The organism is Carnobacterium pleistocenium FTR1, assembly GCF_000744285.1.
Classification (GTDB): Bacteria; Bacillota; Bacilli; order Lactobacillales; family Carnobacteriaceae; genus Carnobacterium_B; species Carnobacterium_B pleistocenium.
On the sequence record NZ_JQLQ01000002.1, the window covers coordinates 285,191 to 299,193 of the forward strand.

15 protein-coding genes are annotated in these 14,003 nt (G+C 34.7%); 9 read left to right on the forward strand and 6 right to left on the reverse strand.

Annotated features, from left to right (window positions below; all coding sequences use genetic code 11):
- The first annotated feature begins 131 nt into the window (after window positions 1-131).
- Entirely contained in the window at window positions 132-584 is a 453-nt protein-coding gene (locus BP17_RS01540; RefSeq protein ID WP_035051142.1) for a MarR family winged helix-turn-helix transcriptional regulator, read from the forward strand.
- A 14-nt stretch (window positions 585-598) separates the two neighbouring features.
- Window positions 599-1,111, forward strand: a complete 513-nt coding sequence (locus BP17_RS01545) for a GNAT family N-acetyltransferase (protein ID WP_035051143.1) — start codon at window positions 599-601, stop codon at window positions 1,109-1,111.
- 446 nt (window positions 1,112-1,557) lie between these two features.
- Here BP17_RS01545 and BP17_RS01550 read toward each other — a convergent pair whose 3' ends face one another.
- Window positions 1,558-2,124, reverse strand: a complete 567-nt coding sequence (locus BP17_RS01550; RefSeq protein ID WP_035051144.1) for an NADPH-dependent FMN reductase — start codon at window positions 2,122-2,124, stop codon at window positions 1,558-1,560.
- A 15-nt stretch (window positions 2,125-2,139) separates the two neighbouring features.
- Window positions 2,140-3,207: an LLM class flavin-dependent oxidoreductase gene (locus tag BP17_RS01555; RefSeq protein ID WP_035051146.1), complete on the reverse strand. Its 1,068-nt coding sequence runs from the start codon at window positions 3,205-3,207 to the stop codon at window positions 2,140-2,142.
- Between the two features lie 133 nt (window positions 3,208-3,340).
- Here BP17_RS01555 and BP17_RS01560 point away from each other — a divergent pair, with 133 nt between their 5' ends.
- The gene (locus BP17_RS01560; protein WP_035051147.1) at window positions 3,341-3,673 is read left to right on the forward strand and encodes a winged helix-turn-helix transcriptional regulator; all 333 of its coding nucleotides are present in this window, start codon (window positions 3,341-3,343) and stop codon (window positions 3,671-3,673) included.
- Between the two features lie 489 nt (window positions 3,674-4,162).
- Here BP17_RS01560 and BP17_RS01565 read toward each other — a convergent pair whose 3' ends face one another.
- Window positions 4,163-5,050, reverse strand: coding sequence for a glycine betaine ABC transporter substrate-binding protein (locus BP17_RS01565; protein WP_035054990.1), 888 nt, complete (start codon window positions 5,048-5,050; stop codon window positions 4,163-4,165).
- 302 nt (window positions 5,051-5,352) lie between these two features.
- Here BP17_RS01565 and BP17_RS01570 point away from each other — a divergent pair, with 302 nt between their 5' ends.
- The 5 genes from BP17_RS01570 (at window position 5,353) to BP17_RS01590 (ending at window position 9,811) form a co-directional block, all read left to right on the forward strand.
- A complete protein-coding gene (locus BP17_RS01570; protein ID WP_035051148.1) occupies window positions 5,353-6,015 on the forward strand; it encodes an ABC transporter permease in 663 nt (220 codons plus the stop codon).
- Entirely contained in the window at window positions 5,993-6,763 is a 771-nt protein-coding gene (locus BP17_RS01575) for an ABC transporter ATP-binding protein (protein ID WP_408605790.1), read from the forward strand. The genes BP17_RS01570 and BP17_RS01575 overlap by 23 nt, the downstream gene beginning before the upstream one ends.
- A complete protein-coding gene (locus tag BP17_RS01580; RefSeq protein WP_035051150.1) occupies window positions 6,760-7,392 on the forward strand; it encodes an ABC transporter permease in 633 nt (210 codons plus the stop codon). The genes BP17_RS01575 and BP17_RS01580 overlap by 4 nt, the downstream gene beginning before the upstream one ends.
- Before the next feature lies 1 nt (window position 7,393).
- Window positions 7,394-8,374, forward strand: a complete 981-nt coding sequence (locus tag BP17_RS01585) for a zinc-binding alcohol dehydrogenase family protein (protein ID WP_035051151.1) — start codon at window positions 7,394-7,396, stop codon at window positions 8,372-8,374.
- A gap of 549 nt (window positions 8,375-8,923) precedes the next feature.
- On the forward strand, window positions 8,924-9,811 hold the full coding sequence (locus BP17_RS01590; RefSeq protein WP_035051152.1) for an ROK family protein: 888 nt from the start codon (window positions 8,924-8,926) through the stop codon (window positions 9,809-9,811).
- A 156-nt stretch (window positions 9,812-9,967) separates the two neighbouring features.
- Here the strand turns inward: BP17_RS01590 and BP17_RS01595 are convergent, their stop codons facing one another.
- The 3 genes from BP17_RS01595 to BP17_RS13610 all read right to left on the reverse strand — a co-directional run bounded on the left by BP17_RS01595 (window position 9,968) and on the right by BP17_RS13610 (window position 12,966).
- Window positions 9,968-10,993 carry a N(5)-(carboxyethyl)ornithine synthase gene (locus tag BP17_RS01595; protein ID WP_035051154.1) on the reverse strand — a complete coding sequence of 342 codons (1,026 nt, stop codon included), beginning with the start codon at window positions 10,991-10,993 and terminating at the stop codon, window positions 9,968-9,970.
- 570 nt (window positions 10,994-11,563) lie between these two features.
- The gene (locus BP17_RS01600; RefSeq protein WP_332248686.1) at window positions 11,564-12,580 is read right to left on the reverse strand and encodes an aminotransferase-like domain-containing protein; all 1,017 of its coding nucleotides are present in this window, start codon (window positions 12,578-12,580) and stop codon (window positions 11,564-11,566) included.
- The gene (locus tag BP17_RS13610) at window positions 12,523-12,966 is read right to left on the reverse strand and encodes a GntR family transcriptional regulator (RefSeq protein ID WP_232219583.1); all 444 of its coding nucleotides are present in this window, start codon (window positions 12,964-12,966) and stop codon (window positions 12,523-12,525) included. The genes BP17_RS01600 and BP17_RS13610 overlap by 58 nt, the downstream gene beginning before the upstream one ends.
- A gap of 146 nt (window positions 12,967-13,112) precedes the next feature.
- Between BP17_RS13610 and pdxS the strand changes: the two genes are divergently transcribed.
- Entirely contained in the window at window positions 13,113-14,003 is an 891-nt protein-coding gene (gene pdxS, locus BP17_RS01605) for a pyridoxal 5'-phosphate synthase lyase subunit PdxS (protein WP_035051155.1), read from the forward strand.

Sequence of the window (14,003 nt, forward strand, 5' to 3'; positions counted from 1 at the left end):
TATAATTGCTACACCTTGTCTTCTATTAATTATGTGAGACATTTCCGTTTTTGGGGAATGTCTTTTTTTGTTGCATTTACAACAAAAATAATATAAAATAAAAATTATTAAGGATGAAAAGAGGGAACGAAATGGTAGATATTCTTCGTGATATTGGTGTCATTGCAAGGTCGTTAGACTCTATTGCCAATATAGAATTTAAAGAACTTAATCTTACAAGAGGTCAATACCTCTATTTGGTAAGAATTAAAGAGAATCCAGGAATTATCCCGGAAAATTTGAGCGAAATCATAAAAGTGGATCGTACGACTGTATCAAGAGCTATTCAAAAACTTGAACGAAATGAATTGATTGAAAAAAGAGCTGATTCAGTGAATAAAAAAATTAAAAGACTATTTACTACGGCTAAAGGTGATGAGTTAGCGAGATACATTGTGAAAGAAAATAACTATTCTAATAAAGTAGCTTTAAAAGACTTATCGGATGAGGAAGTCGAAAATTTTTCTCGGATTTTAAACAAAATAAAACAAAACACTGAATGTGATTGGGATTATGTGAAAAAAGGAAATAAGCGAAACTATTAAAGGAGACTGTTGATATGGAATTAAAAAAATGCGCCTTAGAGGATTTAGAATTGCTTCAAAAAATCAGTATTGAATTGTTTACTGATACATTTAAGGATCAAAATACGGAGGAAGATCTAAAAAATTATTTAGAGAATGCCTACAATAGGGAGCAACTCAAAAAGGAACTCACAAACAAAAATTCTGTTTTTTTCTTTCTATTAGACAACAAAGTAATAGTGGGTTATTTAAAATTAAACATAGGCAATGCACAAACAGAAGATATTGCTGAAAATGCTTTGGAAATTGAAAGAATCTATATTCGAAGCAATCGTAAAAGAAAAGGGTATGGGACAAGTTTGATAGAAAAAACTGAACAGTTTGCACGTGATGAGAATAAAGAAATGATTTGGCTAGGTGTTTGGGAAAAAAATCTAAGTGCTATGGCATTTTATAAAAATAAGGGGTTTGTTCATACAAGTTCGCATTCGTTTTTCATGGGAGATGACGAACAAACGGATTGGATCATGACTAAGAAAATTTACTAGTGATGCTAGTGATTAGTTTTTTCTAACTAAAGTCATTTTATCCTTCAATTAGTTTAGTTCAAGCATGTTTATTCGTTAGCTATCTATCTCATACTGCCTAGTTGCATAATAATGATTCAGGAGAATAATTGTACAGGTTAAAAAGTGCATCAATTGAGTATTGTTAGAAACCCCTAGTTTAAAATAAAGCTAGACAAATAAAAAAAGCCATTCGTGGTACACTCAACCTGTATTTCTGACTAAAGAAGACAGAGCAGTGATCACGAATGACTTGTACATGTTACGATTGATGAGCTAGTGATGATAGAATCATACTTACTACTAGCAAAATATCTCAGTTGCCCAAATAGCCATTTATTTAAACTGAATTCGAATACCCTTTGCACTGTCATCAACTTCCGTAGATTGTAAAATTAAGTTAGATAAAAAATAATGATTCGATTTTTCTAGAACCCATAACTTTCTTCTTGTTCCTCGATAATTTTTTTGTAAGCTCTAGCTAATATGAAAGTATCTTCTATTAATTTTTCAATTCTAAAAGTAATGGCATCATTAGCAATTGTTCCTTGTGCAAAGTCAATTTCTTCGATAAATACATAATTAGGCACAATAATGGCTTTCATATAGCCTAAAATAGGTTTTAAGTGCTGTTCTGCAATGAGATAATGTTTTTGAGATCCAGCCGTTATTAAAATGCCGACCGTTTTATATAAAAAGGCATTTTGTGGAAGTAAATCGAAAACATTCTTTAAAGAGGCAGGAATAGAAGCTTGGAAAATAGGACTGCCCATAAATATTACATCTGCATCCATCAACTGTTGAATGACATAGTTCGTATCACCTGTATAATCAAGGAAATTTCTGCCGTCACTGAAAATTACCTCATAGTCTTTTAAATCAATTAAAGTGACGTCATTTCCAGGATAGTTTTCTTCAATAATGTGCTTTGCGGCATCCATTGTAATCCTTGTTTTTGTTCCAATGTTAGAACCTGACAATAAAACAACTTTCATGAGTGTTTTCCTCCTTTATTCAGCTGTGTATTTCCGAATTGCGGGAAGTATTTCACTTCCGATAATCTCAATATTTTTCTGAATTTTATCAAATGGCACACCACCAAAATCGATTTGTGCAATATAGCGTTGCTGCCCAAACATTTCATGTTGGTACAACAACTTTTCAATAATCTGCTGAGCACTTCCAACATTAATGATACTGGTCTTATCTTGTGAATGGGCAAAAGCTTGCTTGGGAAATCCTTGGCCATTCGTTTTTTTCATACCTTCATTGATATGTGGATAATATTCTTTAAGTGCTTGCTGCGATGTATCAGCAACATAAAAAAATCCGGCGGTCGCTACAGGTAATGTTGTGGAATCATATCCTTGTGATTTTGCAGCTTCACGATAAACATCTAGTGCACGTTTAAAGACAATTGCGGGACCACCTAGATGAGCTTGGTACATTGGAACACCAGCAAAACCAGCTTTCTCTGCACTTTCAAGAGAACCCCCAACAGCACGCCAAATAGGTAAGTGGCCTTTTAAAGGACGAGGGAGTACATGGGCATTTTTTAGGGGCGCACGAAATTTTCCTTCCCAATTCACAACTTCTTCGCGATTTATTTTTAAGAGAAGTTCAAACTTTTCTTCAAATAATTCTTCATAATCTTTTAAATCATAACCAAGCAAATCAAATAAACCAATTCGAGAAGCGCGTCCACCAACTATTTCCATTCTTCCATTCGAAATTAGGTCAATCGTTGAGAAATCTTCATAGATACGAACAGGATCTGAAGTGCTAACGATTGTAGCACCACTAGATATTTTTATTTTTTCTGTAGCCTGAGCAATAGCAGATAAAATAATTCCATGTGCTTGTGATACGAAGTTATCTTGATGGCTCTCTCCAAGAGTGAAGACATCCAATCCTGCTTGTTCAGCTAATTTAGCTGTTTCTATAATTTCATCAATACGCTGCTTTGCAGAGATTTGTTTATTAGTGTGGGGATTAATCAAATGATCACCAAGAGAGTATAATCCAAATTCCATTCCTTTTTTTTTGTCAAATTTGGGAATGATATTATTTTTTTTCATTCATAATCCTTCTTTCTATTGAATGTATCTTCTTGACTATAGTATACTGACGCAGTGATTTAAAAGGAAGTAGGTACTATTAAGTGGTATAGTATCCTAAAATATACTTAGGTAGATAAAGGTGGAGAATTGAGTGGAAGATCAAGTACAGAATTATTGTCAAATTAGTACATCATTAGAAATACTAGTTGGCAAATGGAAACCGGTAATCTTACTTAATTTATTATCAGTAGATTATCTCCGTTTCAGTGAATTGAAAAGAAAAATCCCCGATATAACGCAAAAGATGCTAACAAAGCAACTTCGAGAATTGGAAAAAGAGGAAATTATTTATAGAAAAGTGTATCCGGAAGTGCCTCCAAAAGTAGAATACGGCATGACTTCTTACGGGAGAACTTTAGAACCTATTCTGAATGATATGCATGAATGGGGATCAAGGCACCAACTACGAACAAAAAATAAATAAAAATCAAATTATTTTAAATTGCTCCTTGAAAAAGGTTAATATCACAAGAACTGAATAATGTATAGAAATCAATAAAAATAGCTGCCGATAAGCATGATTTTCTTTACGTAATAAAAGATTAATAGATAGAATTTCGTTTTAGATTAGTAGATGAGTCATTGAAAGAAACGAAAATATTTAATAAATTACATGAAGCTATAGAAGGCATTAGCTAAAAATTCTTAACGGAAAATTTCTGCAAGATAGAAAAATATGGCATTATCAATTGAAAAGCATATGCAATTGGGTCTTCGAAAAGTGGAGTAGTCTTTAAGTCCAACCATTCATTCAATGAGTGATAGGGGAACAAATTACATTAAAAAAAATCATTTAAGAAATAACATTTCTTAAATGATTTTTTTGTAGATTTTAACAAATTAATATTTAATTTGTCTTAATGAGAAAAACTTGAAATGGTTGTCATATCTTCACTATTTTAATAAAGCTTTCTTAATTTAATGAATCAAAGTAATCTTGTGCTACTTGTTGATAGTCTTCTCCATCAATATCGACTTTAGCATTTAATTCAATAACCGTTTCTGTATCTAAATTCTCATTAATACCGTTGATAATGGTCTCAATTTCAGGATATGTTTCTAGAATATCTTGTCGAACAACAGGTACAAGATTGTATGGTGGCCAGAAATTTTTGTCGTCTTCTAAAATAGTAAATTCTTCGGTATTAGATAGTTGGCCTTCTGTGGTGTAAGCGGGAGTTGCATCAGCTTCATCGCTGTTTAGAACTTGGTATTTCAAACTATTATCATAAACGGTTGTTGATAGGAAGTCGAACTCCCCATAGACTTGTGCTAAACCAGGTAAGCCATCTTCGCGTTGATCAAATTCACCTTGAGAAGCAAAACGAATTTGATCTGCATTCTCTTGTAGATCACTTATTGTTTTAATACCATATTCTTCTGATACACTCGTCTTTATTGCAATTCCAGCAGAATCATTTGCTTCCGCATAGTCAAGTGTAGTTAGAATACCATCTTCTTCATAACTTTCACGAATTGTTTCTGCAACAGCATCAGGATCGGTTTGCAAAGGCAATTCAAAAATAGTTAATAAAGATGTTCCAGTATATTCTGGATAAAGATCTACTTCCCCGTTTTCAATAGATTGAGGAATTACTGAACTTGCAATGTTGGGTATTCTTTCAACTTCAAGATCTTGATCTTCTAATGCTAAAGCATAAATTTCACTTACTACTAAGCTTTCAGTAAAATCTTTTGAACCGATTTTTATCGCTTCGCTTGATGAAGTAGAAGAACAACCTACTAAAACTAATCCAATTACTGCTGTGAAAAAACCTGTCATTATTCTCTTTTTCATAATTACACTCCCCACTTTCTTAATTCTATTATATCGTGATAAATAGTTATTGGGAAGTAGGTACTCTTTTGCAGGTTAGTTACCTTTAGGTAACTATCTGATAAAAAGGTGCCTACTTCTTTATTCTTTTAAAAAATTTATAATAGATAGTGAGTGAGAGGTTTTAAAAATAGATTCTCTAGAAATTATTTTTCCAGTAATCAATCATCCACTAAAACTTGCGATTTTAAAATTTTTGTAAGAAAATGAAGATAGAAACATTTCTTTTAACAAGTTTATTTATTGGTCAAAAATGCATCAGTTTTATGGGGGAATATAGTTTGTTTAAACAAATAGTGGATTATTTTAGCAATAATGGAAGCCAGTATGGAGAGTACCTAATCCAACATATCCAATTAAGCTTGACCGCATTAGGGATTGGCTTGGTGATTGGGGTACCACTTGGTTACATCAGCTACAAACATCAAAAAGTAGCAGAATTTTTTACAACCACATCTCAATTGTTGAGAATCATTCCAAGCTTAGCCATTTTATTCATTTTAATTCCAATTATTGGAGTAGGAGAATTACCAGCCTTAATTGCATTAGTATTTTTAGGAATTCCACCCATTTTGATAAATACAATTCTTGGATTTAAAGAGATTCCAGCTGTAACAAAAGAAGTGGCTGAAGGATTAGGAATGAATACCAAACAACTAATGAAAAGAATTGAATTTCCTTTAGCGACACCGTTCATCTTAAACGGAATCAAATTATCTTTAGTGGAAATTATTGCTAGTGCTACACTTGCGACTTATATTGGAGCTGGTGGTCTGGGAACACTTATTTTTACAGGTTTAGGGTTATACAGAATGGATCTGTTAGTGATTGGTGGAGGAACCGTTACAATTCTTTCTTTATTGAGTATGTTTATTTTGGACAGTATTATAAGAAAGGTGTCGAAAAATCGTGTCGAATTTAGCAGTTAAGTTTAAAAATGTAGAAAAAAAGTTTGGATCAGAAACCATTATTGAGAAGCTTTCCTTTGAGGTTGAATCTGGGGAATTTATTACAATATTAGGTTCATCAGGATCTGGTAAAACTACAACTTTAAAAATGATCAATCGCTTGATTGAACCAGATGGAGGAACAATTGAAGTCAATGGGAAAAGTATAGCACAGACTGATTTAATTGAATTGAGAAGAGATATTGGATATGTGGTGCAACAAATTGGTCTGTTTCCTCACTTAACTATTGAAAAAAATATTGCAACTGTGCCAGAGTTGCTTGGTTGGGATAAAAATAAAATTCAGTCTAGAGTAAAAGAACTGATGGAACTAGTTAAATTGCCTTATGAGCAATATGGCAAACGATATCCTAAACAACTTTCCGGTGGCCAGCAACAGCGAGTGGGAGTTGCTAGAGCGCTAGCAGCTAATCCGCAAATTATGTTGTTAGACGAGCCTTTTGGTGCTGTTGATGCAATTACTCGGAAAGAGTTGCAAAAACAAATAAAAATGATTCATCAAGAGTTGATGGGGAAGACTTTCCTTTTTGTCACACATGATATTAATGAAGCCTTTTATCTAGGGGATAAAGTAATGATTATGGATGATGGGAAAATCAGTCAATATGATACACCAAAAAATATCGTTAAGAATCCTGAAACAGCTTTTGTTAAAGAGTTGTTAGATACAATATATGAAGAAGAGGTTTTATGGAGGGAATTAAAATGATCGACTACTGGATCAATTATCATACAAGATTAATTGAAGCTTTATTGATACATGTACAGTTAGTGACAGTATCTTTAATGGCTGCCTTACTCATTGCGATGGTGGTCATCTTTACTTGTTTAAATAAAGGTAAATGGTTAAGTGGTTTGATTTATTTTTTTTCAGCACTTTATTCCATCCCTAGCTATGCCTTTTTTGCTTTATTGATACCGCTAAGTGGATTAGGAAGAAACACTGCAATTATTGTCTTAATATTATACAGTGAATACATTCTATTACGAACGTTTTCAACCGGCATAAAACAAATTGATCCATTGATTATTGAATCAGCTAAAGGGATGGGCATGACAGATCGTCAAGTCTTTTTCAGAATTCAGTTGCCTTTAGCCTCTAAATCGATTTTCAGTGGAATTCGATTAGCGCTAACTTCAATCATTGGAATAGCAACAATTGCGGCTACAATCAATGCGGGCGGTTTAGGAACTGTTTTATTTGATGGTTTGCGAACGCAAAGTATTGTAAAAATTGTATGGGGATCACTGTTAACAATCTTCTTGTGTGTTTGCAGTAATGGTGTGTTGCGTTTAATTGAAAAGTTTACTCTAAGGAATTTGGAATTGGGGGACTAACATGAAAGCAGTAGTTGTCTATGAAGCCGGTGGACCAGAAAAATTGGTTTATAAAGAAGTACCAAAGCCTATTCTTAAAAAAGAGTGGTCTTTAGTCAAAGTAATGGGTTTTGGCGTTAATCATTCTGAAATTTTCACTCGAGAAGGCAAATCACCAAGCGTTCATTTTCCTCGTATTTTAGGCATTGAATGTGTGGGTATTATTGAAGAAACGAGCGATGAAAATCTATTTCGAGTTGGTCAAAAGGTAATTTCTATCATGGGAGAAATGGGAAGATCATTTGATGGAAGCTATGCCGAATATGTGTTGCTTCCTAATGAACAGATTTATCCTATAGAGACGGATCTTTCATGGGAGGAGTTAGCTACGATTCCTGAAACGTACTATACTGCTTTTGGTTCTATGAAAAATTTGCAGATCAAAGAAAGTGATCAGATTTTAGTACGTGGAGCAACAAGTGGTGTGGGCATTGCTTTTTTAAATCTAATAAGAAGTCAATTTAAAACAATTCATGTAGAAGGAACCAGTCGAAATTTAGCTACAAGAGAACTGTTGATTCAAACTGGTTTTGATGATGTGATTGAAGATAAGAATGGTCAATTGCAAACTGAGAAAACATATGACAAAATTATTGAATTGATTGGACCAGCAACTGTAAAAGATAGCTTTAATCATATTAATGAACATGGAATCGTTTGTAGTACTGGACAATTAGGCGGGCAATGGTTCTTAAAAGATTTTGACCCTATTACAGATATTAAAGCCAATAGTTATTTGACTAGTTTTTATTCAGACAACGTCGATGGCAGTAAATTGAGCGAGCTATTCCAATTTATTGAAAAAAATAAGCTAACGGTTAAACCTGAGAAAGTATTTGAACTAAAAGATAGCAGTAAAGCGCATGCCTTTATTGAAAGCAATCACAGCTTTGGAAAAGTGGTTATTCTAAATAAGGACTTGGGTAATTATAAAAACAGATAATCAATAGATGCAACCATTCGTTATACAGAAAATTACGATTGTACCTGTGCATAATAAAATTGGAAGAATGATTGATCCGCTGATAGGAATCAGAGTGTAGAAATTTGATCATTAACAGCATCTAAACTCAAACTTAGAGTTCACTGTTAAAAAATAATGTAGATAAACAGAAGTCACCATAGTCAGTCAGAAAAGTCTATCATAAAGTTGAGAGGCTTTTTTTCATATTCTGATTTGTCAAATGAAACTAAATACGCTTACTTCTCAAAAACTATACTTTTTGTTATAGTAGAGTAGTAAAATGTGTAATCAATCAAGAATCAACTTAGTCTATTATCATTACTTGGTTGAAATGGTGATAACTATGTTAAATATGAAGCACATATTGGAATAATAGTGAGTGAGGAACTAAGTAGTGGATAAAATCTGCAGTTCTAGATAAATAAATATCGGTGCAGCAATAACAGAATATAAAAAAAGGCATCATTAAATAAGTGTTGTTAGAATAAAGAATAACGCTTTTGACCAAAGGAACGGGGGAGTGAACAAATGAGCATTGTTGTGTTTGATATTGGTGGGTCTGCAGTGAAATATGGTCTATGGGAAAATGAAAATTTAAGCAATAAAGGGTCTTTTTATACACCTGAAAATTGGAAAGATATGAAAGAAGAAATGAAAAAAATCTACCATAACTTTACTAATGATAAATCAGTTGAAGGTGTTGCAATTAGCGCTCCAGGAGCTGTTGATGTGCAAGAGGGAAATATCAAAGGAATCAGTTCCGTTCCTTATCTCCATTTTTTTTCAATTAAAAAAGAGTGGGAAGAGTTATTTGGTGTACCTGTTTCAATGGAAAATGATGCCAATTGTGCTGCCTTGGCAGAAGTATGGCGAGGAGTCGCAAAAGATGTTCAAAATGCGTTATTCCTTATCATCGGCTCAGGTGTTGGTGGATCTGTTATTATTGATCGGAAATTATTCAAAGGGAGAGATCTTTTTGGAGGAGAATTTGGCTATATGCTCTTAGATGACGTTCACACGTTAAGTGACATGGGCAGCCCAGTTCAAATTGCAAAACGTTATGGGAAAGAAATCGGTCTAGATACTGTGGTGGATGGCAAATACCTTTTCGAAGAAGCCAATAGAGGAGAGCCAATTGCTATGAAATATGTAGAAGGCATTATTGATGCTTTGGCACATGGAATTTATAATCTCACTACCAGTTTTAACCCCGACATGGTCGTTATCGGTGGTGGCATATCTGTACGTGAAGATCTTATTCAGCGTTTGCATGATCGAACGTCTTATTATTTAGAACGTCAGAACGTGCAAGACTTAAAATTGAATATTCAAGTATGCAAATTTCACAACGATGCTAATCTGATTGGGGCCGTGGTCCATTTTGAACAAACACTAGGTAATAAGAAGATAAGCTAGTAAAAGACTGATGCTGTTTTATTAATGGTCTCAATTAGCTAAAATTAAAAAGCTAGATGGGATCTTTAATAAAAAAAGCTGTTAGACATTCGGTAGTGACCGAACGTCTAACGGCTTATTAGCTTTTTAACCAAATTTATAAAGCCAGTCTTTTGATTAAAGATTGGCTACAGTATTTTGTTCATCTGGATCAATGAGTGAATCTGGTGTAGATCGATGTTGAAATTGATTGATTCGTTTATCCATAATGTGACCTTGGTCAATGATCAGAGCATTTTCTAAAATAACATTTGGACGGCTTTCGATCAAATCATCAATGTATTTAACGGTTTCAGTTGAAATAGCACTTGAAGAAGAACGATAAAAAATAGTTGGAGTATGATTAACTGCATAATGGACAATGCCATCTATTTCATAAATTGGATTATCTAATGAAGTAGGAATAGTAGTCTCGATAGCTCCATGTTCATCACAACTGACATCAATGAACATTGTGCCAGGTTTGAATCGCTTCAAATCATTTTGGTAAATAAGATGATCTACACGAGAATTATCCCATAAGACCGCATTGACGATCACATCATATTCAGTCATTTCTTTCCGAAATAATTTTTCTTGATCACGGTTATAGATTCGAACATCTGCGCCCAATCCGATTAAAATACGTTGTGCTCCGCGTGCGGTATTTCCGCGTCCTAAGATAGCTACCTTTGTGTCATAAGGCATAATACCATTTAGTTGATAAGCATGCATAACGGCTGCTTCACCAGCTAGTTCATTATTGCGCCAATAAGAATGGCGGTTATCTTCATACATATCTTCCCAAGCGTAAGCAGAAAGCTCATTAGATAATAATGTATTGGTCACTTTTTTATTTTGGACAGCATGAACCCAGCCAAATAACGTTTGTCCTGGATGTAGATCCTTTAAAAAGGAAGCGTCTCCAATTTTAGGATCACAAATAATATCTTGTTCCAAGGCTATGCTCCGCGGAACTACCTGACAACCTAAAGCAGCATATTCAGTATCCGAAATATTTAAATCACTTCCATAACCTTCCTCAAAATATAAAGCTTCCCGGTATTTTATGTGCGTGATTTCTTTAGGCAGTAAGGCAATCCGCTTCTCTCCGAGTTTGTGACTGTTGACAAATCCGATAGTTTTCAAATGTTTGTGCAGCATGTTCCTAACCTCCTATTTATTTATGTATAAAATAGTATGAAATACACTCTAATTATCTCACTAATAGTGGTGGGTTGCAAATTTACGACGAAACAAAAGGTTAGTAATCAATCAAAAGTGTAGCGTGATGCCTATTTAATCATTAAAGTTATTTTATTCGTCAAATGACCATTAGGCTCACACCCTGTCTGATTCGTAGCTACAATGACCAAAGCCTCAAAACTAGTTAGACGTGTTGCTCATCATTTTATTTGTAGCAATATTCACAAACGAGACATTTTGATATAGAAACTCAGGGAGTAGCATCTTGAAAATCTCTGTTAATCGTTTGCTAGCTTCAAAAATCTTTTCTGAGAGACTACAATAAGTGCAAATGTAGGTTTTTCGTTTACATGTATGATCGAATGAGAAATAACTTGGATAGGCAGTATCTTTCTTTAAATCGAAGTGCCTCTTTTCAGTGCATCAAACTCTTGGGCCAACTGATTCGGCGTTTTTTCATTCTAATTGAGTAGAATCACAACAACCAGATAAGATAGTCCTTTAGTCTATTTCCTATTGCTGCTCATTTCAGACAAAATTTTCCCTGAAATGAGCAAAACTAAGTCGGAATCCATTCTTTTGGTCACCGAATTTTTGTACTTCCAAAAAAATAATATTTTTTTTCAGTAGCTCTTGCAAAATATTGTCTACTTCTGCTTTTGTTTTTTTCGGAAAAAGGCAGTATAAGTGGAATCCACCTTTAGCTGGTAAAAATTCTATATCTTCTCCAAATTCTATTCTTAACCATTTCTCCATCATGCGAGCTCTTTCCGCTAAATTAATTTTGAGCTTTTTTTGGTGCTCGTCCATCTCGATTCGTAAATAATGATCGGCCATAAATTGAGGTAGGAAACTAAGCTCTGATTCAATTTGGAATCGTATATCTGCCAGTTCCTTCAATATATTCTTGGGTCCGACCATCCAACCAATTCGCAAATGATTTCCAGCTAATTTGGATAGAGTGCCTAAATAAATAACCTGTTGCTGTTGATCCATCTTTTTTAAAGGACTATTATCGACTGACTGATCAAAAGATAAGGCGCCATATGCGTCATCTTCTACAATGGGAATCCGTTTCATCAAGCAATAATCAAGAATGTCCGTTTTTCGTTTAGCACTCATCACCAATCCGGTTGGATTTTGAAAAATAGGATTTAGGAATATCATTTTTAACGGATAATTTATGGACGCTTCTTGCAATCCTTTAATTGTCATACCTTCAGTATCCATAGAAATGGGTATAATACGAAGACCTGCTGCTTGAAATAAGCGGAGAGAATAAAAATGAGAAGGAGCTTCGATACCAACTGCATCTCCTGGTTTTAATAATCCTTGTGAAATGAGAAATAATGCGTTTTGCGTCCCAGAAGTAATCATAATTTCTTCTATCGGAACTTCCATTTGATAGGTTTTTTTGAGATGCAACTGAACACTTTCTCTTAAAGAATGCATTTCACTGTCGGGACTCTGTTTTCTTTCTTGTAGGATTAATTCTTTCCAGGATAAACTGGGTGACTGAAGTTCCGGCAATAAATCTGCAGGCAAGTTTCCGTTGGATAAGTCAATGACTCTGTCCTGTTTCTGCTCCCTAAATCTGGCAACAGTCTGTTGATAGTCACTTTTTTTTTAAAACTATCAGTAGTGAGTGAAGTACCCCAGTTGATCAAAGATTTTGTTTGCAATCCCCATTTGTCTGGGTTCACATAGGTCCCACTCCCTTTTTTTCTTGCCAGTACTCCTTGGGCTGTCAATTCCTCCATTGCGTGGATGACAGTAGATCGATTTACTTTCAGATACTCAGCTAACTTTCTTTCCGAAGGCAAACGGGTTCCAGGTTTTAATTCACCAGACTTAATTTTCTCTTCCGTTAACAACATGATTTTTTGATATAAAGGCATGCTATGAGCTTGATTAATACTCCATTTGTTCATGCTATTTCCTCTTTCTTAAATGTTTTTTTTATTATAGCACGAATTGGATGGTATATTTCCAATCCAATTGGATGTAGTCTGATGTTTTTTTCTTACGTATACTTTTAATCAGTACTAGCGCAGTAAAAATACGAGGAGGAATTAATATGAATGAAAACATTATTGGCAGCATGAGAGTTAAACGTGGAATGGCTCAAATGCAAAAAGGCGGAGTCATTATGGACGTGGTAAATGCTGAACAAGCTAAAATTGCAGAAGCAGCAGGAGCAGTTGCCGTCATGGCATTAGAACGCGTACCTTCGGATATACGCAAAGAAGGTGGAGTTGCCCGCATGGCCAATCCGACTATTATTGAAGCAGTCATGAATGCCGTTAGTATTCCTGTAATGGCTAAGGCACGTATTGGACATATTTCTGAAGCCCGTATTTTGGAAGCTATGGGAGTAGATTATATTGACGAAAGTGAAGTCTTGACTCCAGCAGATGATACCTTTCATTTACTGAAGTCGGAATATGTAGTGCCATTTGTCTGCGGCTGCCGAGACTTAGGTGAGGCTTTACGGCGCATTGGCGAAGGAGCATCGATGCTTCGAACTAAAGGGGAACCTGGAACTGGAAATATAGTGGAGGCCGTTCGCCACATGCGTAAAGTAAATAGTCAAATACGTGAACTTTCTACTAAGTCATATGAGGAGTTGATGACTTTTGCCAAAGAGATTGGAGCCCCTTATGAATTAGTAAAAGAAGTAAAACAACTTGGTAAATTACCAGTTGTAAATTTTGCTGCTGGAGGAGTGGCTACACCAGCTGATGCTGCTTTAATGATGAGTCTTGGAGCAAATGGTGTGTTTGTCGGTTCTGGTATTTTTAAATCCGAATCACCAGAAAAATTTGCTCATGCTATTGTTCAAGCAACTACGAACTATGAAGACTATGAATTGCTAGCTGAGCTTTCTAAAGGTTTAGGTGAACCGATGAAAGGAATAGAAATCAGCCAATTACTTCAATCTGAACGGATGCAGGAAAGAGGTTGGTAA